We start from the raw sequence: 25122 nt of genomic DNA, 5'->3' as shown, positions 1-25122 counted from the left end.
CCTCGTTCAGCGTGCGGTGTCGAAGCCATGGAAGCTGGCAAACGTCTCCACATCGGTTCGTTCGGTAATGAAGGCGTTCTCCGGGGCCGACAGATCCTCGTGCCCGAGGGCGATGCCGCAGGCGAGGATTTCGTGGTCACTGATCGGCAACTGGGCGCGCGCCACCTTGTGGAACCAGGCAAACGCGGCCTGCGCACAGGTGTGCAGTCCCTGCGCGCGCGCGGCCACCATGATGTTCTGGATGAACATGCCCAGGTCCATGAAGCTGCCAGTGTTCAAACGGCGGTCGAGCGTGACGAGCAGCCCCACCGGCGCGTCGAAGAACGTGTAGTTGCGCAGCATCTGCCGCTCGCGTGCCGCCGCGTCGTCGCGGGCGATGCCCAGGCTGGCATACAAACCGAAACCGCAGCGACGCCGGCGCTCCAGATAAGGCTCGACCCAGGTCGTGGGGTAATACGCGTACTCGGGCTGATGCCGGTCAGGCTCGTGCGTGGCCGCCTCAATGAAGGCATCACACAGGCGCTGCCGGGCCTCACCCGCCACCGCATACACCTTCCACGGCTGCACGTTGTTGCCACTCGGGGCACGCGCCGCCACGCTCAGAATGTGCTGCACCACCGAGGAAGGAACGGAGGCAGGTAGAAACCGCCTGACCGATTTTCGGCTGCGAATCGCTTCGTCGACATGCACGGATAGACCGCCTTTCTGACTACGTAGAGCTGCGGAGAAGAAACGACGCGGTGAGACTGCACCGCTGGACTCCAATACGACGTTCGGATAGGATTGCCACATGAATTCTACCAAACAACCGTTTGATTGGGCGCCTTCCCCTGAACTGATGGCGCAGTCCAACCTGACCGCTTTTTTGCACAAAGTGGGCGAGTCCGACTTCGAAAACTTGAGTGCCCGTGCCGACGCCGATCCGGCCTGGCTGATGCAAGAGGTGTTCGAGTTCTGCGACTTCCGCTTCTACCAGCCCTACACGCAGATGCTTGACACCTCGCGCGGCATCGAATGGGCACGCTGGTGCATCGGCGGCACCACCAACATCGTGCTGAACTGCCTGGACCGGCACCGCGGAACGCCGGTGTGGGACCAGCCTTTCCTGGTGTGGGAGGGCGAAGACCCGAAAAACCGCAAGTCCTTGAGTTACCGCGAGTTTGATGCCGAGGTTTGCCGCCTGGCCGGAGCGTTGCAGTCGCTGGGTATTGGCCGAGGCGACCGGGTCGGCCTGTACCTGCCCAACCTGCCGGAGACCTTTGTCGCGTTCTTTGCGGTCCTGAAGATTGGCGCCGTGTTGATGCCGCTGTTTTCGGGCTTCGGGCCGCAACCCATCGTCGCCCGCCTGAACGACGGCCAAGCCAAGGCGGTGCTGACGGTGGACGGCACTTGGCGGCGCGGCACGCCCGGCGTCATGAAGTCGGTGCTGGACGAAGCCCTGCGCGAGACACCCAGCGTGCAGCACGTGATGGTGCTGCGTCACCTGGGTGAAGCGTCCCCATGCCCGATGACGCCCGGGCGCGACCACGACTGGGCCAGCCTGGTCGCCGCCCAGCCCCATGACATGCCGACCGCCGAGATGGCCTCCGAGGCCCCCGCCGTGTTGCTCTACACCTCGGGCACCACCGGCAAGCCCAAGGGCTGCATCTGGACCCACGTGAGTTTCCTGGGCTCGATGGTCACGCGCGACATGCACATCTGTGCCGATTTCAAGTCGAGCGACCGTTTCTTCTTCATGAGCGACATGGGCTGGATGGTGGGCGCCATGTGCGCCTGCATTCCGAGCTATTTCGGCGGCAGCCTGCTGGTGGCCGAAGGCACGCCCGACTTCCCCGACACGGGCCGCTTCTGGCGCCTGGTGCAAGATCACAAAGTCACCTACCTGGGTGTCGCGCCCACGCTGATCCGAAGCCTGATGCGCTACGGCGACGAAGAAGTCCAGCGCTACGACTTGTCTTCGCTGCGCATCACCTGCTCCGGCGGCGAGGCCTGGACCGAGGCGCCCTGGCGCTGGTTCTTCAAGCACATCTGCAAAGAGAAATTGCCGTTCCTCAACATCGTCGGCGGCACCGAGGTGGGCGGCTGCAACTTCACCGGCACCCTGCACCATCCCTTGCGGCCAGGCTCGTTCGGCGCGCGCGGGCTCGGCGCCGGGGTTGACATCGTCGATGAAAGCGGCCAGCCGGTCGGCGCGGGCCAGGTCGGCGAGCTGGTGCTGCGCAACCCCAACATCGGCTTCACCAAGAGCCTGTGGCGCGACGACGAACGCTACCTCGACAGCTACTGGCGCACCATTGCGGGCGTCTGGGTGCATGGCGACTTTGCGATGCGCGATGCGGACGGCCTGTTCTACATCCTCGGACGCAGCGACGACACGATTAAGGTCTCAGGCAAGCGCACCGGCCCGTCGGAGATCGAAACCCTGCTCACCGGCACCGGCAAGGTGTCAGAGGCGGCGGTGATCGGCGTGCCCGACGAGATCAAGGGCTCGGCCATCGTCTGCGTATGCGTGCCGATGCCCGGCGTGGCGGCGGACGCGGCGCTGCAGGCCGAACTGTCGCAGGCGGTCGTCCATGGCATGGGCGCCTCCTACCGCCCCCGGCAGGTGCTGCTGGTCAGCGACCTGCCCAAGACGCGCAACATGAAGATCATGCGCCGCGTGGTGCGGGCGGTGTACAAGGGCGACAGTCCGGGCGACTTGTCGTCGCTGGTCAACCCGGAAACGGTGGCCGAGCTGCAGGGCAAACTTGCAAAAGCTTGAGCCTGGTTGTGCGCCACATCCTGCCCTGACGGGCAGGATGTGGCCCCGGATTTTTCACGCCTCTGACGATGTCGCCGCAGTATGCGACGCCGTCAGCAAATCGCAAACAACCTGCAGTTCCTCGTCGTCACGCGGCCCATAGACCATCACGATGTTCCCGGGCAGGCCATATTGACCCGCCAGCGGATGCAACTCCGCCCAGCCGTTTTCGATGACCTGGGGAACGATCTCGGGCGGCAAGGTCATGTGCAGACTGCCGTCACTGGGCGGGTGGATGTGGGCAAACTCCTTGCCGAACATGAAGGCGCCGAAGGACTGGCATCCGCATCGCGGTAAATATAAGGCGCGCGCTCCGGGAACAGACACCTGGCTCGGACCAACTTCCACGCCGCCCAGGGACTGCCCCCTCTCGAAAACCAGCTCTTGCAGTTCTACCGGCGCATTCTGTTCAAGCTGCGTATGCGGATTGCTTGGCGTCGTCCGCGGGCGAGCGCCACGGCGCTGATGGCTGAGATAACTTGTCATGCGGTTCTCCGTCTTCGCGCTTCATCGTTTGTCGCTGCACACCTGCCGCGTGGGTTACAGGAAACACCCCTCGGCGACAGGCGCCTACCGGCCCAGCAAGCCACCGCCACTCAGACCCCGCCTTCCTGGCCGAACCTGAAGCCGGAGACGGTGACGCCGCCAAAGAAGCCTTCCTCGTGGTACACGCACACGGCTTCATCATGCCCGGCGGCACCCACCGCCACCATCAGGGGCAGCAGATGGTCTTCTTGCGGATGGGCCACGTGGGCGGCCGGCGCGTCTTGCCAGTCGATCAGCCGCTGCGCACGCTGGTGCGGCTCGGTGGTGACCAAGGTCTGCTGCAGCCAGTCGTCGAATTGCTTTGACGGCACCGCGGCGGACGGCCCCATGCGGCGCAGGTTGTGGTAGCTCAGGCCGCTGCCGACGATCAGCACGCCCTGCTCGCGCAGCGGCGCCAGGGCACGGCCGACGGCCAAATGCTCCGCCGGGTCATAGCCCGCGCGCAGTGACAGTTGCACGACCGGCACATCGGCCAGCGGGTACATCACCACCAGCGGCGCGAAGCTGCCGTGGTCAAAACCGCGCTGGGCATCAAGCAGCGCCGAGAACCCTGCGCTCTGGATCAACTGCCGCACCTGCTCGGCCAGCGCTGGCAGGCCCGGTGCCGGGTACTGGACATGGTAGGTATGTTCGGGGAAGCCAGAGTAGTCGTAAACCATGGGCGGCCGTTCGGCGGCCATCACGGTGAACTCGCGCTCCTCCCAATGGGCGGAGATCACGAGCACGGCCTTCGGTTGGGCGCCGAGCTGGCGTGGCATATCCCGCAGGGACTGCGCCAGACGGTCGTACATGCCGTTGGACTGCGCCATCATGTATGGTCAGGGTCCCCCGCCGTGCGAGATGAAGTAGGTCGGCAATCGCTCCGTTGTCACGGGCATGGTCCGCTCTCACAGAGCTTTATGCGTGCCGTCGCAAAGCGCGCCGTTCTTGCTTTGCTTGCAGCCGCAAAAATAGACAGTCTTGCTTTCGTCGGCGCTGTACTTGGTAGGCACGAACTCGCCGCCCTTGTGGCTGCCGTCGCAGAACGGCTGCGATTTGCTGAGACCGCAGGCACACCAGTAGTAGTCCTTGCCTTTTTCCACGTCGATTGCGAACGGCGTGGTGGCGGCGATATGCGGCTTACTCATGTTGAGCTCCTGAGGATGATTAAGAAGTGATACGGCATTGGTTGAAGGCATCAACGAAAGCGCGGCTGATGGGCAGCCTCTTTGAGACTGGATGTCTACCCGACTGACCATGAGGAATAGCTTAATGTTTAATTTTGGTTAATCAATAGCTGGGCGGATTCAAGTCTGAAGTGCAACACCTGCCACCGAGTAAGGTCCGCAGATGCAAAGCACCCCATCCAAGCGCTATCAACAGCTTCAGCCTGAAGACCGCGTGACCCTGGCCAGTCTGGCCCAGCAAAAGTACAGCGTTCGCGCCATGGCCCAAGTCTTGGGTCGTTCACCAAGCACCATCAGCCGGGAGCTGCGGCGCAACGCTCAGCCCGCAGGCTACGCGAGCACCACAGCGCGTGCCTGCGCCCGACGGCGACGCCTGCAGGGCCGCCCACTGGGAAAGCTCCATCGTGATGGCATCCTGTTCGGGTTGATGCGCCACTTTCTGGGCGAGCGCTGGTCGCCCGAACAGATTGCCCTGACACTGGCCCGCATCTTCGCCAAAGGCCATGAGCACCGCGTGTCACACGAGACCATCTACAACTGCATCTACGCACAGCCCGTGGGCGAACTCAAGCGTGAGCTGATTGCCACCCTGCGCCACGCCCACAACAAGCGCGTGCCACGCAGCAAAGGACAAGACCGGCGCGGTCAGATCCCCGACATGGTGAGCATCCATGTGCGACCGCCAGAGATCGAAGACCGGCAGTTCCCGGGCCACTGGGAGGGTGATCTCATCAAGGGCGCGGCCAACGCCAGTGCGGTGGGCACCCTGGTAGAGCGCACCAGCAGGCTGCTCATGCTCATCAAGCTGCCCGAGTTCAAACCCGCCAGCGCAGCCAACGTGATGCAGGCCTTCTCTGACAAGCTGTTGGGCATCGCCGTGCCCATGCGCCTGAGCATGACGTACGACCAGGGCCGGGAGATGGCGATGCACAAGGAGCTCAGCCGTCGCACGGAAATCGCTGTGTACTTCTGTGACCCGCACAGCCCGTGGCAGCACGGCTCCAACGAGAACACCAATGGACTGGTGCGTCAGTACCTGCCCAAGGGTACCGACCTCTCGGGCTACAGCCAGGATCAGCTCGATGCCATTGCTGATCAGATCAACAACCGACCCAGAAAGGGCCTGGGCGTACGATCACCCTTGGCGGTCTATAGAGAACTCCTGCTCAACAGCCCGCAACATTCCACCCTCGTTCATTGAACCCCAGGGTGTTGCACTTCAGACTTGAATCCGCCATGGATCGTCTGACCAGCCTTCGCGTTTTCAGGGAAGTGGTCGAGGCTGGCAGCTTTTCCCGCGCCGCGGCGCGCCTCACCATGTCCGCTCCGATGGCCAGCAAGCATGTCGCCCAGCTCGAACGAGACCTCGGTGCGAGGTTGCTGCACAGGACCAGCCGCAAGCTCAGCCTGACGGAGGCCGGCGCGATGTACTACGCACAATGCCGCGAGGCGCTCGACACGCTGCAGGCTGCCGAAGCGGCGCTTCGGCAAAGCGCGCAGGCACCACGCGGACAATTGAAAATCAGCGCGCCCGTCTGGTGTGCAAACCGGCATTTCGCCAGCGTACTCGCGGCCTACCGCAACACCTATCCGGAGGTGCTGGTCGACATGCGACTGGAGAACCGCAAGATCGACCTGGTCGCCGACGGCTACGACCTCGCGCTGCGCGCCACGCGCGAACTGTCCCCGGCGCTGATTGCACGGCCGATTTGTCCCGTGCAGTTCCACCTGGTCGCAACCCCGGCTTACCTGAAGCGCGAAGGCTCTCCGCGCAGACCCTCCGATCTGGTCAGGTGCAGCGCCGTGGTACCCAACTACGTGAACCTCGATGGCCTCGAAATGCAGGGACCTGCCGGCAAGGCGCGGATCAAGCTGAATGCGGTGATGCGCTCGGACGACAGCACGCTCACCTATCACGCGATGCACGCCGGCATGGGCATGGCGTTCCTCCCCGAATGGACGGTCGACGACGATCTGGCCGCGGGCTGCCTCGCGCGCGTGCTGCCGACCTACACGGTGCCCCCTTTCACGCTGTATGCGGTTTACACGAATCGGCAGTACGTGACACCCAAGCTGAGAACCTTCATCGACTTCTTCAGTGAAGCGCTTGGCGGGGGCAAGTCGTTAGCGCAACAGCCGGATCGATGAACCGAAACTGTTGCAAGCCCCGGGTGTCGATCACTTCGCCGCTGATCGTGGGCACAAAAGCGGCGGCTAAACAGACCGCACAAAATCAACGATGGACACATCGGCAGCAAGCACGCGCTGGCCGATCAACACATTCCAGTGCGCCTCCGAGCCATGCGCCATGCGCCACTCGTGCAGGCGCCGGGTCAGCAATTGCAGGTCGTATTCTTCCGCAATACCGATAGCGCCGTGCAGTGCATGCGCGATGGAGGCGACCAGAACCGCCGCCTCACTGGTGCGGGACTTGGCCATCGCTGCGGCGAGCAGGGACGGTGCCGCAGCGTCGGTGTGGAAGGCCGCTTCGGCTGCCATCGAGGCAGCAGCCACATGTTCGGCCATGACGCTCAACTGGTGCTGCACCGCCTGGAACTTGCCCAGGGTTTTGCCGAACTGGATGCGGTCATTGCAGTGTTTCAGTGTCATTTCGAACACACGGGTCATGGCCCCGCTGAGCAGGGCGGCGTGCAAGGCCGCCGCGAACGTCGGCAGCAGCGGGCCAGCGCCGGGCACGTGCGTCGCGACGCGCGCATCGGACCAGCGCAGGGTGGCCGTCAGGCTCCCGTGCACGCCGCTTGCTTCACGCTGCGCCGCTGCGCAATGCAGCAGCAACAAGGCATCACCATCTTGGGCCAGCACGAAATCCGCCAGCATGCCGTAAGGTGTGAATGAGCACACGATAGCGCCACCGGCCTCGCGCCGCAACGCAGCGCCCAGCGTAATCATGCCGCTGGGCATCGCAAACTGCGACCCCAGCAGCGCTCGCGCCACAATCGTCTGCGCCACCGGCACCGGCACCGTGTAGCGGCCGAAGCTGCACAGTATCGGGAACAGATCGGTCAGCGGGAGGCCGGCACCGCCAGCGTCCTCGGACGCCAGCAGTTCGAGGAAGCCGGCACCTTGCAGCGCTTGCCACAGCTTAAGCGGCGAGCCGCCCGCTTCAATCGCGCGCACCACGGCGGGCGTGCACTGGTCCTGGAGGATATCTTCAATCGCTTGTGCAAACATGGAATGCTTTCTTTTTCAGCGCAGACCCAGACCGCGCGCGATCATGCCGCGCAGGATCTCGCGCGTGCCGCCGCGCAGGGAATAGGTGGGCGCCATCTGGCTCACATAAGCCACGGCGCGGTACAACTCGGCATCGACCAGGGCGTCCGGGTCCATGGCGAGGGCGGCTTCGATCACAGAGGGAATGCTCTGCTCGAATTCGGTGCCAATGTCCTTGACCAGGGCCGCTTCGACCAACGGGCTGTCCCCGTTGACGAGCTTGGCCGTGACGGCGATCGACATGTTGCGCAGCGTGGCCAGGTGCGTGGCGAAACGCCCGATGGTGGCGGCATGGACCGAGACCGCCGGTGTCTTGCGCAGGCAGGTGATCCAGTGCTCCAGCAGCACGATGCTGGAGTACACCCGCTCCGGGCCGCTGCGCTCGAAGGCCAGTTCGGCATTGACTTGCGCCCAGCCGCTGCCTTCATGGCCGATCAGCGCGTCGTCGGTCAGCAGCACGTTGTCGAAGAACACTTCGGAAAAATGTGCATCACCCGCCAGGTCACGGATCGGGCGCACCGTCACGCCGGGCAATGCCAGATCGACAATGAACTGCGACAAGCCTTTTTGCCGGTCCTGCGGCTCGCCCGACGAGCGCACCAGCGCGATCATGTAGTGGCAGTGCTGCGCGTTGGTGGTCCATATCTTGCGGCCGTTCAGCCGCCAGCCGCTTGAACCGTCAATTTGGCAGCGCGTGGCCCGCGTGCCGACGCTGGCGAGGTCGGAGCCGGCATTGGGCTCACTCATGCCGATGCAGAAAAACGCCTCGGCGGCGCAGATTTTCGGCAGGTAGAACTGGCGTTGCGCCTCCGTGCCGAACTTGAGGATCAAGGGCCCGCTCTGGCGGTCGGCGATCCAGTGCGCGGAAACCGGGGCGCCGGCGGCCAGCAGTTCTTCCACCAGCACGAAGCGCGAGAAGGCGTCCAGGCTGGCGCCACCGTATTGCGCCGGCAAGGTCACGCCGACCCAGCCCCGTGCGGCCAGCTTCTTGCTGAAAGCGGCATTGAAACCCATCCATGAACGGGCCCGGATGTCGGCGGGCATTGGCTCAAAGCTGGATTGGAGAAAGGCCTTCACCTCGGCGCGAAATGAATTCGTCCCGGCGGGCAGGGCGGCGAACCGGAAAGCGGACAGCAGGTTGTTCAAGAAATTTTCCTCCGAGGGGTTCATTCACCGCCGAGTTGAGGCGCCGCCCCAGGCGATACATCAGATCGGGCTGCGCTCCACCAGCTGGGCGGAAATGATCAGGCGCTGCAATTCGTTGGTGCCCTCGCCGATGCACAGCAGCGGCGCATCGCGGTAGTAGCGCTCGACATTCATTTCCTTCGAGTAGCCATAAGCCCCGTGGATGCGCAAGGCCTCCATCGAGTTCTCGACCGCCGCCTCGCTGGCGAACAGCTTGGCCATGCCGGCTTCCATGTCGCAACGCTGGCCGGCGTCATAAGCCCGCGCGGCCTGTTCAACCAGCAGACGCGCCGCCTCCGCCCGAGTGGCCATGTCGGCCAGCTTGAGTTGGATCGCCTGGTGTTCGCAGATCGGCTTGCCGAAGGTGCGACGCAGTTGGGCATAGGCTACCGACTCCTCCAGGCAGGCGCGCGCCACACCCACGCCGCGCGCAGCCACATTGATGCGCCCAAGTTCCAGTCCGCCCATCACGTGCTTGAAACCCTGTCCCTCCACGCCACCGACCAAGTTGGCGGCCGGCACGCGAAAGTTGTCGAACACCAGCTCGGCGCTGTCGATGCCCTTGTAGCCGAGCTTTTCCAGCTTCTTGGTGGACGTGAAGCCCGGGCCCTTCTCGCAGATGAACAGGCTCATGCCGCGATGGCGCGGTTGCGCTTCGGGGTCGGTCTTGACCAGCACGGCAAAGACCTGGCCATGGATGCCGTTGGATATCCAGGTCTTGGTGCCGTTGATGACGTAATGGTCGCCGTCGCGGCGCGCCACCGTGCGCACCGCCTGCAAGTCGGTGCCGCAATCGGGCTCGGTCAGCGCCAACCCGCCGCGCAGTTCGCCGCTGGCAAAGCGCGGCAAAAAATGCTGGCGCTGCGCCTCGGTGCCGTTGCGCTGCACGCAGGCGGCCATTATGAGGTGCGAGTTGATGATGCCCGACACCGACATCCAGACCCGCGCGATGCGCTCCACCACCTTGGCATAGGTGCTGGCCGACAGGCCCAGGCCGCCGTACTCCTCGCGGATGATGCAGCCGAACAGGCCCATCTCGCGCATGCCGGCCACAATGTCGGCCGGCCATTCGTCGGCATGCTCGAGCCGCTGCGCCACCGGCTTGATCTCGCGGTCCACAAAGCGTTCGACGGCGTCGAGCACCATATTTTCTTTTTCGGCATCAAAGGCCACGGACTGGCTGGTCGTCATCAGAGGGTTCCGGAAGTGTTGGAATGGGTCAGGGTCTGCGCTAGGACGGCGGCATCTGGGGCGCGGTCGGCCGTCAGCAGCGCGTCGAGCAGGCGTAGCGCCTGCTCGCGCGGCAAGGTCAGTAGCGCATTGCCCATGAATTTGGCTTCGATGTCAGCGGCCGTGATGGGGCGCCCCGGCGCGCCGCGGTGCGCGGCCTCGCGGTGGCGCAGCTCGCGCCCATCGTGCGTGCGCACGCGCAGCTCGCCGGAAAAGAAGGTGGGGTAATCGGCATCGGGGTCGGCCGCGTGTTCGATGCGGTCAGCCAGCGCCTGCACCTGCGGGTCGCTCAGGTTGGCGGCATCCAGTTCGGCCAGCCCCAGCTCGCCGCGCAGCAGGGCCAGCGCGACCAGATGGTGAATGCTGAACTGCGATTCATAGACGTTGGCCGGTCGCCGCTTGGCCGCCACCGGCTCGCACACCACCGGGTGCACCCCTTGCGGCAGCAGCACCTGTACCGAAGCGATCTCGTCAGTGCGCAGACCGGCCGCGCGCAGCGCCAGCGCGGCATCGATGCTGGCGTGCGTGAAGTGGCAGGTTGGATACAACTTGACCGCCACATCCATCAGTTCCCAGCGCTCGCCCAGGCCGCGCGCGCACAAGGACAAATCGGCGTTCAGGCCGCGCGCGGCCAGGTGACTGGCGTACAGACCAAAGCGGCCTTCATAGGGCTGCGACGGGCCGCGGAATCCGGCACCGGCCAACGCCGTGGCGGTCAGCCCGCTGACACCGGCCCAGCCCGGGTGCATGCGCTTGGTCCAGGCGCCGTCGCTCAGAAATTCCATGCTGCCTGATGCCATCGACAGCACCACGCCTTGCGCGTGCTCAAGGCCCGCCTGATCCAGTCCCATCAGCTTGCCGGCCGCCAGTGCGCACCCAAAAGCCCCCACCAGGCCGGTCGGGTGAAAGCCCACGTCGTGGAAGCGCCCCTGGGCCGCTGCACCCAGACGTGCCGCCACCTCGATCGCCAGCACATAGGTCATGATCATCTCGGCCCCGCTGGCATGCCGCTGCGCCGCCAGACCCAGCGCCAGCGGAAAGGCGCTGGCGCTGGGGTGGGTGATCGCGCCGGGGTGGGTGTCGTCGAAATCCAGCCCGTGGACCAGGATGCCATTCATCAGCACCGCATCGCGCAGCGGCAGGGGGGCAAAGGCACCCATGACGGCGCTGTCACCCGCGCCGCCCAGGGCGTGCAAGCCGCGGTAAGCGCAGTGCGCGAAGTCGTGCTGGGACGAAGCCAAGGCGATGCCCAGTGCGTCGAGCATCAGCAGCTTGGCCTGTTCGACCACGGCTGCGGGCAGCATGTCTGGCGTCAGGCCGTGCGCGAAGGCGGCCAGTTGGGCGGCGATGCTGGGGGCAGGGAGGGTTGTCGTGTCGTCTGGCATGTGGAATAACCTTTCTTGTATTCTTCGTATCACTCAGAGTGTGCCAAGCGCAGCAAGAGACTGGGCGTATTGCTTCTGCTGGTCCTGACCGCGGTTGACGCTGCCCCCGACCGGCCGCAGCAAGCCGTCGCGCAGGCCGTAGACCAACCCGTGCACCTCGACTTGCTGCCCGCACTCCCAGGCGCGGCGCAGGGTGGTGGTGCGGCACACGTTGCTGACCTGCTCGATCACGTTCATCTCGCAAAGCCGCGCTGCGCGCTCGTCAACGCTGGAAATGCCGTCGAACCGATCAGCGTGTTTGCGCGCCACGTCCTCCAGATGGCGCAGCCAGTTCTCGGCCAGACCGGTGCGGCGCTGTTCTATCACCGCCTGCACGCCGCCGCAGCCGTAGTGGCCCACCACGAGAACATGCTCGACCTTCAACACCTCGACCGCATACTGCAGAACCGTCAGGCAGTTCAGATCGGAGTGCACCACCAGGTTGCCGACGTTGCGGTGCACGAACACCTCGCCAGGCCGCAGGCCCAGGATTTCGTTGGCCGGCACCCGGCTGTCGGAACAGCCGATCCACAGGTAGCGCGGCATCTGCTGGTGCGCCAGCCGCTCGAAGTACTGCGGATCTTCCGCAGCGCAGCGCGCCGACCAGGCACGGTTGTTCTCCAGCAGAGGGGCCAGGCTGGACATGGCATCTCCACGGAGCGACATCAACGCCCCTTCCACACCGGCTTGCGCTTCTCGGCGAAGGCACGCGGACCTTCCTGCGCGTCCTCGCTGGCGTAAGCGGCACGGTAGATGTTGTGGGCCAGCGCCATACCGGCCTCGCAGCCGGCGCTCATCGCCGTCATGATCGATTCCTTGCCCGCCATCACCGACAGCGGCGCGTTGTCGCGGATGCGTTCGGCCAATGCGGTGGCGCGAGCGCGCACGGCATCCGGCGTGTCTTCCAGGTAGTTGATGAAACCGAGCCCATGAAAGGTTTCGATCGGATACAGGTCGCCGGTCAGCACCATCTCCATCAGCAGCGGCTGCGGCAGCATCCACAGCAGGGGAATGGCCCACGGGCTACCGCGCCCGGCGATGCGGGTTTCGGTGATGCCGACCTGCGTGCCCTTGAGGCCGACGCGCAAATCCGAGTTCAGGCTCAGCATCATGCCGCCGGCAATCAGGTGCCCGGTCATGGCCGCGATGATGGGCTTGGCCACACGGCGCTGGCGGCCATGGAACGGGTCCTTCATCTTGGTCAGGATGTCCACGCCTTCTTCCTTCTTGACACGCGAAGCCTCACGCAGGTCGAGCCCGGCGCAGAAGGTGCCGCAGTCGGCAGAAGTCAGGATTGCCACGCGTACGTTTTTGTCGGCATCGACTTCACCCCACAGATCGTGCAGCCGGTTGGCGGCGGCCGGTGACAGCGCGTTACGCATCTCGGGGCGGTTGATCTTCACGGTGGCAATGCCATCGCGCACTTCGTACAAAACCGTTTCTGCTGCACTCATATCCTGATCTCCTGTTAAAAAATTGCTTGCTCTGCTCATACGAACGCTGATTCGTCAGCGCCTTCGTCGCATGATTCACTCCGTGACCGATTTCACGCGTTGTAGACCATGTCACCTGCTCTTCGTGCGGCTGCTGAACGCACAAGCTCTTGCGTCAACTGCTCCATCCAGCGGTCGATGGGAACAGAAGGAACAAACCTCTGGTGAATGAGCTGGAAGTAGCGGGTGTTGGCGACCCAGTCGACAAAATCGGCAAAAGGCAGTTGCTGCTGATCCAGCAATTTGAACTTCAGCAACACCTTGACTGCGTGGTGCGCATGTCGGTCAGGGCTCTTGACAAAGGCGTTGAGGCGCGCGCGCGCGTAGGCCAGCACCTCGGCGCGGTAGCGGAATACCGGGCCGTGGCCAGGAATGACCCAGCACGGGTCAAGCCGCTCGATCAGGTCGAAGGTGGCGGCCACTTCGTCGAATGCGGCGTCGCCCTCAAGCTCCGGAAACACCACGCCGAAGCCTTTTTCCCACAAGGCATCTGCCGAGATCAGGGTTTGGGACTGCGGCTCAAACAGAATGACTGAATGGGGATCGTGGCCCGGCGCCGCATGAATTTGCCACGCCGTGTCGGCCAGCTGAATTTCCGTGCCAGGTAAAAGAAGACCATCGAACTTGAACCGGGGGCAGTGTTGCCCGGATGGCACATAGTTCAGGGCGACGGGGTCCCATGACGAGACAAGTGATGCATGGCCTGGCGGAATGAGGGTTTGAAGTTCAGGGTAATTGCCCTGGAGGACGGCATTGCCGCCGCAGTGGTCGCTGTGTAGATGCGTGTTGAGCAGCAAGTCCAGCGGACCCTGCTGCAAAGCGGCGCTGACCAGCCCGGTCGTTAGTTCCGCGTGCGTGCTGTAGCCACTGTCAACGAGTGCGCTGGACTGTGCTCCGATGAACAAAATATTGTTCGAGGACAGCCAGCCGCGCTCAAAAACCTGAATACCGTTCGGAAGTTGGATGCCGGTCATGGGCCGTCTCGGGCACGTCATTTTGAGCGGTGGATAACACCAGGTTTGCAAAGAGGGGCGCGCATGCTGGATTTGCTGCCGCTCATTCCGCGGCGCCCTCGGACTCAACCACGGCCACCACCAGGCCGCGCTCGACCATCTGCCCGGGCTGCACCGACAGCGAGCGCACCACGCCATCGTGATCGGCGTTGATGCGCATCTCCATCTTCATCGACTCCATCGTCGCCACCACGTCGCCGGCACGTACCCGCTCTCCAACCTCCACATGGGTCTTCAGGATCATTCCCATCATCGGCGTGCGCAACTGTCCGCTGGCCTGGCGGCCAGTGGCGACCTGGCTGAGGTAGGAGGTCACGCCGATGGCGTGGGCGGTGCCGCCGCTCTGCACAAACACGGCATCGTCGCTGCGCACGATGGTCAGTACCTCATGACAATCCCCTATGCGCAAACGCCAATCGCTCCCGGCGCTGGCGGTCAGCGCCAGGCGAACCCGTTCGGTGCCGATTTGCACCGTCACTTCGGACTCGGGCGAGACGGCGCCGAACCGGGCTTCGTGTGTTGTTCCTCCCGAGCGCAGCAACAGCGCCGGAACCGGCGTGAGCCGATCGTCGCCAGCGTGCATCTGCCAACCCGTCACGTCCAAGGCCGACCAGGCTCCGAATGGCTTGCTGCTGCGCCGCGCATCGAGCAACCACCAGGCCGCCGCTGCAGCCAGCCGCTCCAGCGGCGCGCTACCCGTGCCCTGACCCCCCTCTGCCAGCACCTCGTCAATCAGACGGGTGTGGAAGCTGGCGTCCCGCGTTGCAGGCAGGGCCAGCAGACGCTGCAGAAAAGCGCAATTGGTTTCGACGCCGTGCACCTGGGTTTCGCCCAGCGCCCCACTCAGACGGTCCAGCGCAGCCTCGCGCGTGGGCGCATGAACGATCAGCTTGGCCAGCATCGAGTCGTAGTAGGGCGTGACCACCATGCCGGCCCGCACCCCCGATTCAACCCGCACACCCGAAGTCGGGAACCGCACCGCGATCAGTTCACCGGTGGATGGCAGGAAATTTTGCGCTGCGTCTTCAGCGCAGACCCGCGCCTCAATCGCGTGGCCGCGCATCTGCACTTCGCTCTGACGCAAGGGTAATCCCTCGTTGGCAGCGATGCGCAGCATGACCTCCACAATGTCGATGCCAGTCACCTCTTCAGTCACCGGATGCTCAACTTGCAGCCGCGGGTTGACTTCGAGAAAATGGTGACTGTCGCCCTGCACGATGAACTCCACCGTGCCGACACCGCGATAGCGCAGTCGCTGCCCCAGGCGCACCGCGTCACCGAGCATCGCCTCGCGCAGCGCCGGGGCGAGATTCACCGCTGGAGCCTCTTCGATGACTTTCTGATGGCGCCGCTGCAACGTGCATTCGCGCTCGAACAGGTGAATCACTTCGCCGTGGCCGTCGCCGACAATCTGCACCTCGATGTGGCGCCCGCGCTCGACAAAGGCTTCGACGATCAACGCCGCGTCGCCAAAGGAACTTTTGGCTTCGCGCATGGCCGCCTCGATGGCCTCCATCAACCCGTCCAATTGCTGCACCACCCGCATGCCCTTGCCGCCGCCACCGGCGGCCGCTTTTAGAATCACCGGCAGTGGCAGGCCGCGTACGGTGGCCGCCACTTCAGCCGCGTCGCGGCTGGGCAGCTCGCTGCCGCCGAGCACGGCCGCGCCAGCGGCGCGCGCCTCGCGCTTGGCCGACGCCTTGTCGCCCAGGCGCTCAATGACCTCGGGCGTCGGGCCGATAAAGACCAGGCCGGCCGCCTCGACCGTGCGCGCGAAGACCGCGTTTTCGGCCAGAAAGCCAAAACCAGGATGAATGGCCTGCGACCCGGTCCGCCGGGCCGCATCGATCACCGCATCAATGCGCAGGTAGCTCTCGGCTGGCGTTGCCCCACCGATTTCGATCGACTCGCCGATCAGGTCAACGTGCAGCGCATCGCGATCAGCACTCGAATGCACACCGGCCACTGCAATACCGAGGCGCCGGCAGGTGTGTGCAATGCGGCAGGCGATTTCGCCGCGGTTGGCGATCAGGATTTTTTTGAACATGTCAGAGTCCGCTCCAGCGCGGTGGGCGCTTTTCATTGAAGGCCTTCACGCCCTCCAGCCTGTCGGCCGAGGACACCAGCACGTTGTAGGCGGCGATGTCGAGCATGTAGCCGCTGTGGAAGTCAATCTCGCCGCCGCGCGAGGCGGCGAGTTTGGCGTAGTGGGTGGTCATCGGTGCGGCCAGCACGATGTCGCGCGCGTCGGCGACTGCGGCGGCCAGCGCCGTACCCGGCTCGGCAAGGTCGGTGACCATGCCCCATTCGGCGGCTTCTTCGGCCGAGAAGCGGCGCGCGGTGAACAGCAGCTTCTTGGCGCGCCGCGCACCGACGGCGCGCACGAGGTTCTGGATACCCCCGCCGCCGGGCATGATGCCGCGCCGCAGCTCGGGCAGCGAAAATACCGCAGCGCGCGAAGCGACGATGTAGTCACACATCAACGCCAGTTCGCAGCCGCCGCCATGTGCGTGGCCTTCGACGGCGGCGATCACCGGTTGCGGGAAATCCTTGACCGCCAGCAACACCTCTTCGGCGAGCTGGTGTTGGCGCCGCCATTGACCGTCGGTCATGCCGTCGCGCTGCTTGAGGTCGCCGCCGGCCGAGAAAGCTCGTTCACCGGCGCCGGTGATGATCAGCACACGCAGGCCGTCGTCGAAGGCCAGTTCGTGCAGGGCGTTGCGCAGGTCGACGAACATCTGCGTGTTCATCGCGTTCATCACCTCGGGGCGGTTGAGCACCAGGCAGCGGATGCCGTCCTCCGGTGCGGTGCCCGGCGCGGGGTGGATCAGCAGGGTTTCGTGGTGCATCTGGGCCATCAGTAAGAGCGGGGCATACCCAGCAGATGCTCGGCCACCTGCGCCAGCACCAGGTTGTTGGAGATCGGCGCGGTGCGGAACAGCCGGCTCTCTTTCCATTTGCGCTCGATGTCGTACTCGCAGGCCACGCCATAGCCGCCGAAGGTGGTCATGGCCGCCTCGGCTGCCTCCCAGGCGGCTTCGCTGGCCAGGTACTTGACCATGGTCGCCTCGCGCCCGCAGGGCAGGCCGGCGTCGAACAGCGTCGCGGCCTTGTTGCGCATCAGTTCGGCGGCCTCGATGTTCATGTGGGCGCGCGCGATCGGAAACTGCACGCCCTGGTTGGCGCCGATCGGGCGGTCGAAGACGACACGCTCGCTGCCGTAGCGCGCGGCCTTGCCGACGAACCAGTGGCCGTCGCCGATGGCCTCGCTGGCCACCAGCAGCCGCTCGGAATGCAGCGAATCCAGCAGGTAGTAAAAGCCCTTGCCTTCCTCGCCGATGCGGTCGTCGTCGCTCAGTTCGAGGTTGTCGATGAAGACCTGGAAGGTGTGGTGATTGATCATCGTGCGGATCGGCGTGGCCTTGAGCGACGCGCCCGCCTTCTTGATGTCGATCAGGAACAGGCTCAGGCCATCGGTCTTCTTCTTCACCGCGTCGATCGGCGTGGTGCGCGCGATCAGCAGATACATGTGCGAGTGGCTGTAGCGCGAGGTCCAGATCTTCTGGCCGTTGATGACGTAGCCGCCCGGCACCTTGCGCGCGAAGGTCTTGATCGCCAGCGTGTTGGAGCCTGCGTCAGGCTCGGTCACGCCGAAGGCCTGCAGCCGCAGGCTGCCGTCAGCGATGCGCGGCAGCGTGCGGCGCTTCTGTGCCTCGGAGCCGTGGCGCATGATTGACGCCATCGTGTACATCTGCGCATGGCAGTGCACCGCGCTGCCGCCGTTCTGGTTGATCTCCTGCAGGATCAGGCAGGCGTCGAGCAGCGGCAACCCGGCGCCGCCGTATTCCTCGGGAATCAGCGCAGCCAGCCAGCCGGCCTTGGCCATCGCGTCGACGAAGGCTTCCGGATAGGCGCCGTCCTGCGCGCACTGGCGCCAGTATTCGGGGCCGAAGCCCTTGCACAACTCCTTGACGGCGGCGCGGATCTGGCCCTGGGTCTCGGTGTAGTCGAAGTTCATGGGGATGTCGGCCTTGTCATTCAATCGACGACGCGTTGCTGTCGCAGCGCCGCCAGTTCATTGGCATGCAGGCCCAGTGCCGTCAACACCTCGTCGGTGTTCCCGCCCAGCACTGGCGGCGGCGGGCCGCTGCGCCCGCGACGGCCCTGCGAACTGATGGGCAGGCCCATCGTCTGGTGTTGCGGTGCGCCCGGCAGCGGCAGCGCGCCCAGCATGCCGACCGCTTGCACCTGTTCGTGCGCCAGCATCTGGGCCACGTCGTGCATCTCGCTGCAGGGCGCACCGGCCGCGCGCAGCGCCGCCACGCAGTCGGCGGTGCTGCGCTGCCGGGTGCGCGCTTCCAGCGCGTCGTGCAGCGCCTCGCGGTGGCCGATGCGCGCCGACATGTCGATGAAGCGCGGGTCCTGCGCCAGCTCTGGGCAAGCCAGCGCGCTGCAGATGCGGCCGAACAGCCGGTCGTTGGCCGCGGCGATGAAGACCTTGCCGTCGGCACTGTCGAAGAGCTCGTAGGGCGCCATCATCGCCATGGCCGAACCCATCTTGCGCGGTAGGCGCTGGGTGGCCAGGTAGTTCGCCACCGGCACCGTCATCCACGACAGCCCGGTCTCGAGCAGGCTGGCGTGCACGCGCATGCCTTCGCCCGTTGTGGCGCGGCGCAGCAGCGCGGCCAGGATGGCCATCGTGGCCCACATGCCGGTGCCCATGTCGATGAGCGACACGCCGACGCGCGCCGGCTCGTCACCTTCGTGGCCGCTGACGCTCATGATGCCGGTGAAGGCCTGCATCAGCGGGTCGTAGCCGGGCAGCGCGCGCATCGGGCCGACCTCGCCGAAGGCGCTGATCGCGCAGTACACGAGGCGCGGATTGGTCGGTCGCAGGTGTTCGTCGCCGAGGCCGCGCGCTTCGGCGCTGCCGGGCTTGAGCGAATGCACCAGCACGTCGGCACCGGCCGCCAGGCGCGCAACCAGCTGCTGGCCGGCCGCGCTGTCGAGGTCGATGCAGACGCTCTTCTTGTTGCGGTTCAGCGCCACGAAGCCGGTCGAGACGCCGGCCACTTCGGGCGGTTTCCACTGGCGCGCATCGTCGCCGCTGCCGGGGCGTTCGATCTTGATAACCTCGGCGCCGAGGGTCTGGGTGCAAAACGGGCCGGCCACGTTTTGGGTCAGGTCGAGCACGCGGCAGCCGGAGAGAATGGCGTCGAGCATGTTCAATTCGGTGGGCCAAAGGATTACATGCGGAACACGCCGAAGTGCGTGTCGCGCGCCGGCACGCGGCCCGCCAGCTCCAGCAGCAAAGCCATGGTGTCGCGTGTTTCCAGCGGGTCAATCACCATGTCGCACCACAGGTTGGAGGCGTAGTTGTAGGGACTGGAAAAGCTCTCGAACTGCTCGCGTATCGGTTGCTTGAATTGCTCGCGTTCTTCGTCGCTCCAGCTAGTGCCCTCGCGCCGGTGGATGTTCTCGCGCACCAGGCCCAGGGTGGTGGCGGCCTGCTCTGGGCCCATCAGCGCGGCGCGGCCGGTAGGCCACATCATCATCACGTTGGGCTTGAACGGGCGCCCGCACATCGCCAAGTAGGCCGCCGCGTACGAGCCTCCGGTGATCAGCGTGTAGCGCGGCACGTTGGCCGAGGCCATGGCCGTCATGAACTTGGCGCCGTGCTTGGCAATGCCCTGCTGCTCCACGGCTTTGCCGACCATGAAGCCCGACACATCGGCCATGAACAGCAGCGGAATGTCGCGCTGGCAGCACAACTCAATGAAGTGCGCGCCCTTGAGCGCGCTCTCGGAGAAGATCACGCCGTTGTTGGCCAGAATGCCGATCTGAAAGCCCTTGATGCGAGCAAAGCCGCAGATCATGGTGTCGCCGTACAGGGGTTTGAACTCCTGCAGGTCACTGTCGTCGATCAACCGCAGCAGCACTTCGCGGTTGTCGGTCGGATGCCGGTTGTCGGCGCTGACAATGCCGTAGATCTCGCGCGGGTCATGGCGCGGCGGCAGCGGCGGCACCACGTCCCAGCGCTGCTTGGCTGCGGTACCGAGGTTGGCCACGATGCCGCGCACGATGGCGATGGCATGGCCATCGTTCTCGGCCAGGTGGTCAGTGACGCCGCTGATGCGGCTGTGCATCTCGCCGCCGCCCAGGGTTTCAATGTCAACCTCTTCCTTGGTGGCGGCGTACACCAGCTCGGGCCCGGCGAGGAACATCGCACCCTGGTTGCGCACGATCACCGCCTCGTCGCACAGCGCCGGGAGATAGGCGCCGCCGGCGGTAGACGGCCCGTGCACGGTCGCGATCTGGGTGATGCCCTCGGCCGACATGCGGATCTGGTTGTAGAAAATGGAGCCGAACTGGCCGTCGTCGGGGAAAATATGCGCCTGCTCCGGCAGGTTGGCGCCGCCCGACTGGACCATGGTGATGCACGGCAGCCGGTGCTGCCAGGCGAACATCTGGGCCCGCACATGCTTTTTAGCGGTGATGCCGTAGTAGGTGCCGCCCTTGACCGTGGCATCGTGGATCATCAGCATGCAGGCGCGCCCGCACACCAGCCCCACGCCGGTGATGATGCTGCCGCCCGGCGGCACGCCCTCGTACAGGCCGTCGCCGGCAAGCTGCCCGAACTCGAGGAAGGGCGAGCCGGGGTCGAGTACGGCAGCCAGGCGCTCGCGCGGCAGCAATTGCTTGCGCTTCTTGTGCAGCAGGCGCGCCTTTTCGGGGCCGCCGATCAGGGCACGTGCGCGGCGTTCATGCAAGTCGTCAATGCGCAGCTCATAGGCTTCGCGGTTTCGCTGAAATTCGGGCGAGTTCGGCGTGGCGGTGGATGTCATCAAGCTCATTTAGGCAGCCCTTCCAGTGACTCGGTATGGGTCGGTCATCAGGCAATCAGGCCACCGCACGCAGCGTCGCAAAGCGCTGCAGGTGGTGGTCGGTGCTGCCCAACAGGTTGCAAAAGAGCGTCAGGCGGCGAAAGTAATGGCCGATGTCCAGCTCCTCGGTCATGCCCACGCCGCCGTGCAACTGCACCGCTTGCTGTGCCACGAAGCGGGCGCGCTCACCAATGGCGGCCTTGGCGGCCGAGACGGCGCGCGAACGGGTGGCCGCGTCGGGGTGCTCGGCATGCAGGGCCGCCATCAGCACCAGGGAGCGGCTGGCCTCGACCGCGGCGAACATGTCGACCAGCCGGTGCTGGATGACCTGGAAGCTGGCAATCGGCACGTCAAATTGTTTGCGCGTGCTGACGTATTCGCCAGTTTTGCGCAACAGCGCGCCCATGGCACCCAGGGCGTCGGCGCAGGCGGCAACAATGCCAAGATCAACCAGGTGCTCAAGCAGCCCCAGGCCCTCGCCTTCCGTGCCCAGCAGTGCGTCGGCCCCGAGCACGACCTGTTCCAGTATCAGATCACCGGCGCGACTGCCGTCGTAGGACCGGTAGCCCGCCACCTGCACGCCCGGCGTTTTGGCATCGACCAGAAACAGGCTGATGCCCTGGCGCTCGTCCGCTGCGCCCGAGGTTCTGGCGACGACCACGAAGCCATCGGCCCAAGGGGCGCCCAGCACGCCGCTCTTGCGACCCGACAGCAGCCAGCCACCGTCCTTGGCCGTGGCACGCGTGATCACATAGCTGAGTTCATGACGGGCATCGGCCTCGCCGTGCGCCAATGCGAGTATCCGCTGGCCGGACGCGAGCCCGGGCAGCCAGGCCGCCTGCTGCGCAGCACTGCCCGCGCGCGTCAGCGCCTGCGCGCCCAGCACCGTGCTGGCCAGGTAGGGCTCGACCACCAGCGCAGCCCCCATCGCCTCGGCGATCTGGATCAACTCGACCACGCCGCCAAAGCCGCCATGCGCCTCGGGCAGCCCGAGCCCAAGCCAGCCGAATTCGCCGAATCGCTGCCAGTGCTCCCGGCTCATGCCGGACGCTGACGCAACGATCTGGTTGCGGGCATCGAAACGGTATTCGGTGCGCAGAAATTTCTGTGCCGCGTCGCGCAGCATCTTTTGTTCTTCGGAGAGATCAAAGTTCATGACGATCCTTAGCGCGTGCCGCCTGCCAGCAGCATCTTGGCCAATACATTCTTTTGCACCTCGTCGCTGCCGCCGTAAATCGTGGCAGCGCGCGAGAAACAGTAGTGCGGCATTGCATGGGCATGGCGTCCGCTGCCAAACTCGCCGCCGTCATGCCAGGGCCAGGCTTGCTCGGCGGCGATCTCGACGCCCAACTCGGCCAAGGTCTGTTGCACCGCCGTGCCCATGGTCTTGAGCAGCGAGGATTCCGGCCCCGGCGCCTTGCCCGAGGCGGTGGCGGCCAGCACGCGGAAGTTGGTGTATTCGAGCGCCATCAGTTCGATCTCGGCGCGCGCCAGCTTGAGCCGCATCGCCGCGTCCTCCATCAGCGGTTGGCCACCCGAGCGGCGCTCGGCGGCGGCCACGCGCAGGTTGGACAGGTGCGCCTTGCAGTCGGCCACGCCGGCAATGCTGGTGCGCTCGTGTGTGAGCAGGTACTTGGCAATGTCCCAGCCCTGACCTTCGCGACCCACCAGATTACTCTTGGGCACGCGCACATCGGTCAGAAAAACCTGGTTCAGGTGGTGTTCGCCGTCGATCGATACAATAGGTTTGACATCGATGCCGGGGCGGTCCATCTCGATCAGTAGGAAGGAAATGCCCTCTTGCTTTTTGCCGCTGTTGGCGGTGCGCACCAGGCAGAACATGTGCGTGGCCCAGTGCGCGTAGGTGGTCCAGATCTTGGAGCCGTTGATGACGTAATCATCGCCATCGGCCACGGCCGTGGTCTTCAGGCTGGCCAGGTCGGAGCCGGCGCCGGGCTCGGAATAGCCCTGGCACCACCAGTCCTCGCAGCGGCGGATGCGCGGCAGGTACTGCGCCTTTTGCTCTGGCGTGCCGAAGGCAATCAGCACCGGTCCGAGCATGATGACGCCCATCGACAGCCCCACCGGCGCGCTGGCCGCCGCGCGCTCCAGGTCGAAAATGTAGCGCTGCGTCGGCGTCCAGCCCGGCCCTCCATGCTCCTTGGGCCAGCCGGTGACCAGCCAGCCCTGGCTATCGAGTCGGCGCTGCCATTGAACGATGTCGTTCTTCTGCAGCATCTCTCCGGTGACGGCCTTGCGCTTGAGATCGGACGGTGTGTGGGCTTTGAACCAGGCGCGAACCTCTTGCTGGAACGCCATGTCTTCCGGGCTGAAATCGATGTCCATCGTGGGCCTTTCTGCGTTCGGCTTGCGCTTTAGATCGAGATGCCGCCGCCGCAGATCAGCGTCTGTCCGCTGACGTAGTTCGACTCGGGAATGCACAGCAGGTAGACCGACCCGGCTGCCTCCTCGGGCGTGCCGCCGCGACCCAACGGAATGGTGCGCTCCATCATTTCCAGCAGCTCGGGGTTGACGCCGACCTTGATCTTGCGACCCTCGACGTCGATGGAGGCATCGCCACTGGCTGGTGCCTCGGTCAGCCGCGTCTTGATCATGCCAAAAGCAACGGCGTTGACGTTCACCTTGTAGCGACCCCACTCCTTGGACAGCGCCTTGGTCAGACCAATGATGCCGGCCTTGCCCGCCGAGTAGTTGGCCTGACCGGCGTTGCCACCGGTGCCGGCGATGGACGAAATGTTGACCACCTTGCGAAACACCTCCTGCCCCGCTTCGGCTTCCTTGCGCGAGGCGACGCGGATGAACTCCGAAGCAGCGCGCAAAATCTTGAACGGCGCGGTCAGATGCACGTCGATGATCGCGTTCCATTGCTCGTCCGTCATCTTCTGAACCACGTTGTCCCAGGTGTAGCCGGCGTTGTTGATGATGATGTCCAGGCCGCCGAAGCCGTCGATCGCGGTCTTGACGAACTTTTCAGCGAAGCCGTCGGCAGTGACGCTGCCGGCACAAGCCAGCGCCATGCCGCCAGCGGCCTTGATGTCGGCCACGGTCTGCTCGGCCGGGCCGGCGTCCAGGTCATTGACGACCACCTTGGCGCCTTCGCTGGCGAGTTTCATGGCGATGGCGCGGCCGATGCCGCGACCCGATCCGGAGACGATGGCAACTTTGCCTTCAAGTGTTTTCATGGTGTGTCCTTGCTTGTGATTAAAAGGAAATAAATAAAAAGTCGGGCCGCCAAACGGAGGCCTCAGTTCAAGGCAACCAGTGCCTCGCCGGCCAGCGTGATTTCGCCTGTCGCCTTCGTCGCGCTGATTTGAACGCGCACGCAGGGCCGACCTGCATGCTCAATCTTTTCAAGCACCTTGCCCGTGCAGCGTATGCGGTCGCCGAGGTGGGTCATGGCCGCGAAGCGAACGCCATAGCTGAGGAGCTGGCGCTGCGGCACCCATTCGGTGAGCGCACGCCCGAGGTAGGCCATCGACAACATACCCTGCGCGAACACATCCTTCATACCCGCGCTGCGGGCGAAGTCGATGTCGATGTGGATCGGGTTGTGGTCACCCGACGCACCGGCGAACAGTGCCAGTGTGGTGCGGCTGATCGGTGGCAATTCCAGTACAGGCATGTCGTCACCAACATCCAGGATTTTTACTTGAGTGTTCATGAATAGTCCTTCAGGCGTGGCGCACGACGACCACCGAATGCAGGTCAGAGACATGCTCGCCGAGCTGATTGGTGACTTTCGTGTCGTTGACGACAAACTCGAGCGCGCCGCCCTTCTTGTCGTAGATGTCGGTGACGCGGGTCTGGAAGCGCAGCGTGTCGCCAGCGCACACCGGGGCGTGGTAGTCAAAGCGTTGCTCGCCGTGCAAGACCTTGCGCAAGTCGATCTTGAGCGTGTCGAGCAACGTCATCAACACCCCCGAATCGCTCTCGGCGCCAAAGATGAAGGTCGGTGGTGCCACGACGTTGCGGTAGCCAGCGGCCTGGGCGGCGCTCGCGTCGAAGTAGATCGGGTCGGTGGCACCGATCACCTCGGCGAAAAAGCGGATGCGCCCCTTCTCCACATCCCACAGCGTGGGCGGCACCTCGTAACCGATGAATTGTTTGTCAATCATGGGACTTCAGCTCC

The 25122-nt window shown here is 64.9% G+C and carries 24 protein-coding genes; 3 read left to right on the top strand and 21 right to left on the bottom strand.

The genetic code is table 11. The features are described from left to right. Window positions 1-6: 6 nt before the first annotated feature. Window positions 7-792 carry a nitroreductase gene (locus F3K02_RS07335; protein WP_218179369.1) on the bottom strand — a complete coding sequence of 262 codons (786 nt, stop codon included), beginning with the start codon at window positions 790-792 and terminating at the stop codon, window positions 7-9. Here F3K02_RS07335 and F3K02_RS07330 point away from each other — a divergent pair. Then, window positions 791-2761 carry an AMP-binding protein gene (locus tag F3K02_RS07330; protein ID WP_177134701.1) on the top strand — a complete coding sequence of 657 codons (1971 nt, stop codon included), beginning with the start codon at window positions 791-793 and terminating at the stop codon, window positions 2759-2761. The genes F3K02_RS07335 and F3K02_RS07330 overlap by 2 nt on opposite strands. Before the next feature lie 54 nt (window positions 2762-2815). Here the strand turns inward: F3K02_RS07330 and F3K02_RS07325 are convergent, their stop codons facing one another. The 3 genes from F3K02_RS07325 to F3K02_RS07315 form a co-directional block, all read right to left on the bottom strand. Then, window positions 2816-3286: a luciferase domain-containing protein gene (locus F3K02_RS07325; protein WP_177134699.1), complete on the bottom strand. Its 471-nt coding sequence runs from the start codon at window positions 3284-3286 to the stop codon at window positions 2816-2818. Window positions 3287-3396: 110 nt separating this feature from the next. Then, on the bottom strand, window positions 3397-4158 hold the full coding sequence (locus F3K02_RS07320) for a DODA-type extradiol aromatic ring-opening family dioxygenase (protein WP_246309221.1): 762 nt from the start codon (window positions 4156-4158) through the stop codon (window positions 3397-3399). Between the two features lie 75 nt (window positions 4159-4233). After that, on the bottom strand, window positions 4234-4473 hold the full coding sequence (locus F3K02_RS07315; protein WP_177134697.1) for a CDGSH iron-sulfur domain-containing protein: 240 nt from the start codon (window positions 4471-4473) through the stop codon (window positions 4234-4236). A gap of 202 nt (window positions 4474-4675) precedes the next feature. On the opposite strand from F3K02_RS07315, the gene F3K02_RS07310 reads away from it, so the two are divergent. Together F3K02_RS07310 and F3K02_RS07305 are read left to right on the top strand one after the other, a co-directional pair. Beyond that, a complete protein-coding gene (locus F3K02_RS07310; protein ID WP_177134695.1) occupies window positions 4676-5713 on the top strand; it encodes an IS30 family transposase in 1038 nt (345 codons plus the stop codon). 35 nt (window positions 5714-5748) lie between these two features. Continuing rightward, window positions 5749-6660: a LysR family transcriptional regulator gene (locus F3K02_RS07305; RefSeq protein WP_008905403.1), complete on the top strand. Its 912-nt coding sequence runs from the start codon at window positions 5749-5751 to the stop codon at window positions 6658-6660. 66 nt (window positions 6661-6726) lie between these two features. On the opposite strand, the gene F3K02_RS07300 is transcribed toward F3K02_RS07305, so the two are convergent. From F3K02_RS07300 to F3K02_RS07220, 17 genes are all read right to left on the bottom strand, one after another. After that, window positions 6727-7704 (bottom strand): acyl-CoA dehydrogenase family protein, encoded by a 978-nt coding sequence (locus F3K02_RS07300; RefSeq protein WP_177134693.1) that lies wholly within the window; start codon window positions 7702-7704, stop codon window positions 6727-6729. Window positions 7705-7719: 15 nt separating this feature from the next. Beyond that, entirely contained in the window at window positions 7720-8889 is a 1170-nt protein-coding gene (locus F3K02_RS07295; protein WP_008905405.1) for an acyl-CoA dehydrogenase family protein, read from the bottom strand. Window positions 8890-8949: 60 nt separating this feature from the next. Beyond that, window positions 8950-10119 (bottom strand): acyl-CoA dehydrogenase family protein, encoded by a 1170-nt coding sequence (locus F3K02_RS07290; RefSeq protein ID WP_177134691.1) that lies wholly within the window; start codon window positions 10117-10119, stop codon window positions 8950-8952. Continuing rightward, window positions 10119-11543 (bottom strand): MmgE/PrpD family protein, encoded by a 1425-nt coding sequence (locus tag F3K02_RS07285; protein WP_177134689.1) that lies wholly within the window; start codon window positions 11541-11543, stop codon window positions 10119-10121. The genes F3K02_RS07290 and F3K02_RS07285 overlap by 1 nt, the downstream gene beginning before the upstream one ends. Window positions 11544-11576: 33 nt before the next feature. Further along, entirely contained in the window at window positions 11577-12227 is a 651-nt protein-coding gene (gene can, locus F3K02_RS07280; RefSeq protein WP_034694598.1) for a carbonate dehydratase, read from the bottom strand. 20 nt (window positions 12228-12247) lie between these two features. Beyond that, window positions 12248-13036 carry an enoyl-CoA hydratase/isomerase family protein gene (locus F3K02_RS07275; protein WP_177134687.1) on the bottom strand — a complete coding sequence of 263 codons (789 nt, stop codon included), beginning with the start codon at window positions 13034-13036 and terminating at the stop codon, window positions 12248-12250. Between the two features lie 92 nt (window positions 13037-13128). Beyond that, the gene (locus tag F3K02_RS07270) at window positions 13129-14049 is read right to left on the bottom strand and encodes an MBL fold metallo-hydrolase (RefSeq protein ID WP_177134685.1); all 921 of its coding nucleotides are present in this window, start codon (window positions 14047-14049) and stop codon (window positions 13129-13131) included. A gap of 82 nt (window positions 14050-14131) precedes the next feature. Further along, the gene (locus tag F3K02_RS07265; protein WP_177134683.1) at window positions 14132-16135 is read right to left on the bottom strand and encodes an acetyl/propionyl/methylcrotonyl-CoA carboxylase subunit alpha; all 2004 of its coding nucleotides are present in this window, start codon (window positions 16133-16135) and stop codon (window positions 14132-14134) included. A 1-nt stretch (window position 16136) separates the two neighbouring features. Next, window positions 16137-16937, bottom strand: coding sequence for an enoyl-CoA hydratase/isomerase family protein (locus F3K02_RS07260; protein ID WP_246309219.1), 801 nt, complete (start codon window positions 16935-16937; stop codon window positions 16137-16139). 8 nt (window positions 16938-16945) lie between these two features. Then, a complete protein-coding gene (locus F3K02_RS07255; protein WP_127806070.1) occupies window positions 16946-18106 on the bottom strand; it encodes an acyl-CoA dehydrogenase family protein in 1161 nt (386 codons plus the stop codon). Between the two features lie 20 nt (window positions 18107-18126). Further along, window positions 18127-19311, bottom strand: coding sequence for a CaiB/BaiF CoA transferase family protein (locus tag F3K02_RS07250; protein ID WP_177134678.1), 1185 nt, complete (start codon window positions 19309-19311; stop codon window positions 18127-18129). Between the two features lie 23 nt (window positions 19312-19334). Beyond that, window positions 19335-20942 (bottom strand): acyl-CoA carboxylase subunit beta, encoded by a 1608-nt coding sequence (locus tag F3K02_RS07245; RefSeq protein ID WP_069047310.1) that lies wholly within the window; start codon window positions 20940-20942, stop codon window positions 19335-19337. 46 nt (window positions 20943-20988) lie between these two features. Beyond that, window positions 20989-22128, bottom strand: coding sequence for an acyl-CoA dehydrogenase family protein (locus F3K02_RS07240; RefSeq protein WP_127806068.1), 1140 nt, complete (start codon window positions 22126-22128; stop codon window positions 20989-20991). 8 nt (window positions 22129-22136) lie between these two features. Beyond that, complete coding sequence (locus F3K02_RS07235; protein WP_127806067.1) at window positions 22137-23318, bottom strand: acyl-CoA dehydrogenase family protein; 1182 nt, start codon at window positions 23316-23318, stop codon at window positions 22137-22139. Between the two features lie 29 nt (window positions 23319-23347). Continuing rightward, window positions 23348-24175, bottom strand: coding sequence for an SDR family NAD(P)-dependent oxidoreductase (locus F3K02_RS07230; protein WP_127806066.1), 828 nt, complete (start codon window positions 24173-24175; stop codon window positions 23348-23350). A 62-nt stretch (window positions 24176-24237) separates the two neighbouring features. Then, on the bottom strand, window positions 24238-24654 hold the full coding sequence (locus F3K02_RS07225) for a MaoC family dehydratase (RefSeq protein WP_177134676.1): 417 nt from the start codon (window positions 24652-24654) through the stop codon (window positions 24238-24240). A gap of 10 nt (window positions 24655-24664) precedes the next feature. Next, the gene (locus F3K02_RS07220) at window positions 24665-25108 is read right to left on the bottom strand and encodes a MaoC family dehydratase N-terminal domain-containing protein (protein WP_177134673.1); all 444 of its coding nucleotides are present in this window, start codon (window positions 25106-25108) and stop codon (window positions 24665-24667) included. Window positions 25109-25122 lie beyond the last annotated feature (14 nt).

This window comes from Hydrogenophaga aromaticivorans (genome assembly GCF_013387465.1).
GTDB lineage: Bacteria > Pseudomonadota > Gammaproteobacteria > Burkholderiales > Burkholderiaceae_C > Hydrogenophaga > Hydrogenophaga aromaticivorans.
Note: the sequence above shows the minus strand (reverse complement) of the source record. Positions and strands in the feature narration are given on the sequence as shown.

Bases quoted from the DNA above. Each gene is read 5' to 3' on its own strand.
- F3K02_RS07330 (WP_177134701.1), top strand. From the start codon at position 791: ATGAATTCTACCAAACAACCGTTTGATTGGGCGCCTTCCCCTGAACTG.
- F3K02_RS07335 (WP_218179369.1), bottom strand. From the start codon at position 792: ATGTGGCAATCCTATCCGAACGTCGTATTGGAGTCCAGCGGTGCAGTC.
- F3K02_RS07325 (WP_177134699.1), bottom strand. From the start codon at position 3,286: ATGACAAGTTATCTCAGCCATCAGCGCCGTGGCGCTCGCCCGCGGACG.
- F3K02_RS07320 (WP_246309221.1), bottom strand. From the start codon at position 4,158: ATGATGGCGCAGTCCAACGGCATGTACGACCGTCTGGCGCAGTCCCTG.
- F3K02_RS07315 (WP_177134697.1), bottom strand. From the start codon at position 4,473: ATGAGTAAGCCGCATATCGCCGCCACCACGCCGTTCGCAATCGACGTG.
- F3K02_RS07310 (WP_177134695.1), top strand. From the start codon at position 4,676: ATGCAAAGCACCCCATCCAAGCGCTATCAACAGCTTCAGCCTGAAGAC.
- F3K02_RS07305 (WP_008905403.1), top strand. From the start codon at position 5,749: ATGGATCGTCTGACCAGCCTTCGCGTTTTCAGGGAAGTGGTCGAGGCT.
- F3K02_RS07300 (WP_177134693.1), bottom strand. From the start codon at position 7,704: ATGTTTGCACAAGCGATTGAAGATATCCTCCAGGACCAGTGCACGCCC.
- F3K02_RS07290 (WP_177134691.1), bottom strand. From the start codon at position 10,119: ATGACGACCAGCCAGTCCGTGGCCTTTGATGCCGAAAAAGAAAATATG.
- F3K02_RS07285 (WP_177134689.1), bottom strand. From the start codon at position 11,543: ATGCCAGACGACACGACAACCCTCCCTGCCCCCAGCATCGCCGCCCAA.
- can (WP_034694598.1), bottom strand. From the start codon at position 12,227: ATGTCCAGCCTGGCCCCTCTGCTGGAGAACAACCGTGCCTGGTCGGCG.
- F3K02_RS07275 (WP_177134687.1), bottom strand. From the start codon at position 13,036: ATGAGTGCAGCAGAAACGGTTTTGTACGAAGTGCGCGATGGCATTGCC.
- F3K02_RS07270 (WP_177134685.1), bottom strand. From the start codon at position 14,049: ATGACCGGCATCCAACTTCCGAACGGTATTCAGGTTTTTGAGCGCGGC.
- F3K02_RS07265 (WP_177134683.1), bottom strand. From the start codon at position 16,135: ATGTTCAAAAAAATCCTGATCGCCAACCGCGGCGAAATCGCCTGCCGC.
- F3K02_RS07260 (WP_246309219.1), bottom strand. From the start codon at position 16,937: ATGCACCACGAAACCCTGCTGATCCACCCCGCGCCGGGCACCGCACCG.
- F3K02_RS07255 (WP_127806070.1), bottom strand. From the start codon at position 18,106: ATGAACTTCGACTACACCGAGACCCAGGGCCAGATCCGCGCCGCCGTC.
- F3K02_RS07250 (WP_177134678.1), bottom strand. From the start codon at position 19,311: ATGCTCGACGCCATTCTCTCCGGCTGCCGCGTGCTCGACCTGACCCAA.
- F3K02_RS07245 (WP_069047310.1), bottom strand. From the start codon at position 20,942: ATGAGCTTGATGACATCCACCGCCACGCCGAACTCGCCCGAATTTCAG.
- F3K02_RS07240 (WP_127806068.1), bottom strand. From the start codon at position 22,128: ATGAACTTTGATCTCTCCGAAGAACAAAAGATGCTGCGCGACGCGGCA.
- F3K02_RS07235 (WP_127806067.1), bottom strand. From the start codon at position 23,318: ATGGACATCGATTTCAGCCCGGAAGACATGGCGTTCCAGCAAGAGGTT.
- F3K02_RS07230 (WP_127806066.1), bottom strand. From the start codon at position 24,175: ATGAAAACACTTGAAGGCAAAGTTGCCATCGTCTCCGGATCGGGTCGC.
- F3K02_RS07225 (WP_177134676.1), bottom strand. From the start codon at position 24,654: ATGAACACTCAAGTAAAAATCCTGGATGTTGGTGACGACATGCCTGTA.
- F3K02_RS07220 (WP_177134673.1), bottom strand. From the start codon at position 25,108: ATGATTGACAAACAATTCATCGGTTACGAGGTGCCGCCCACGCTGTGG.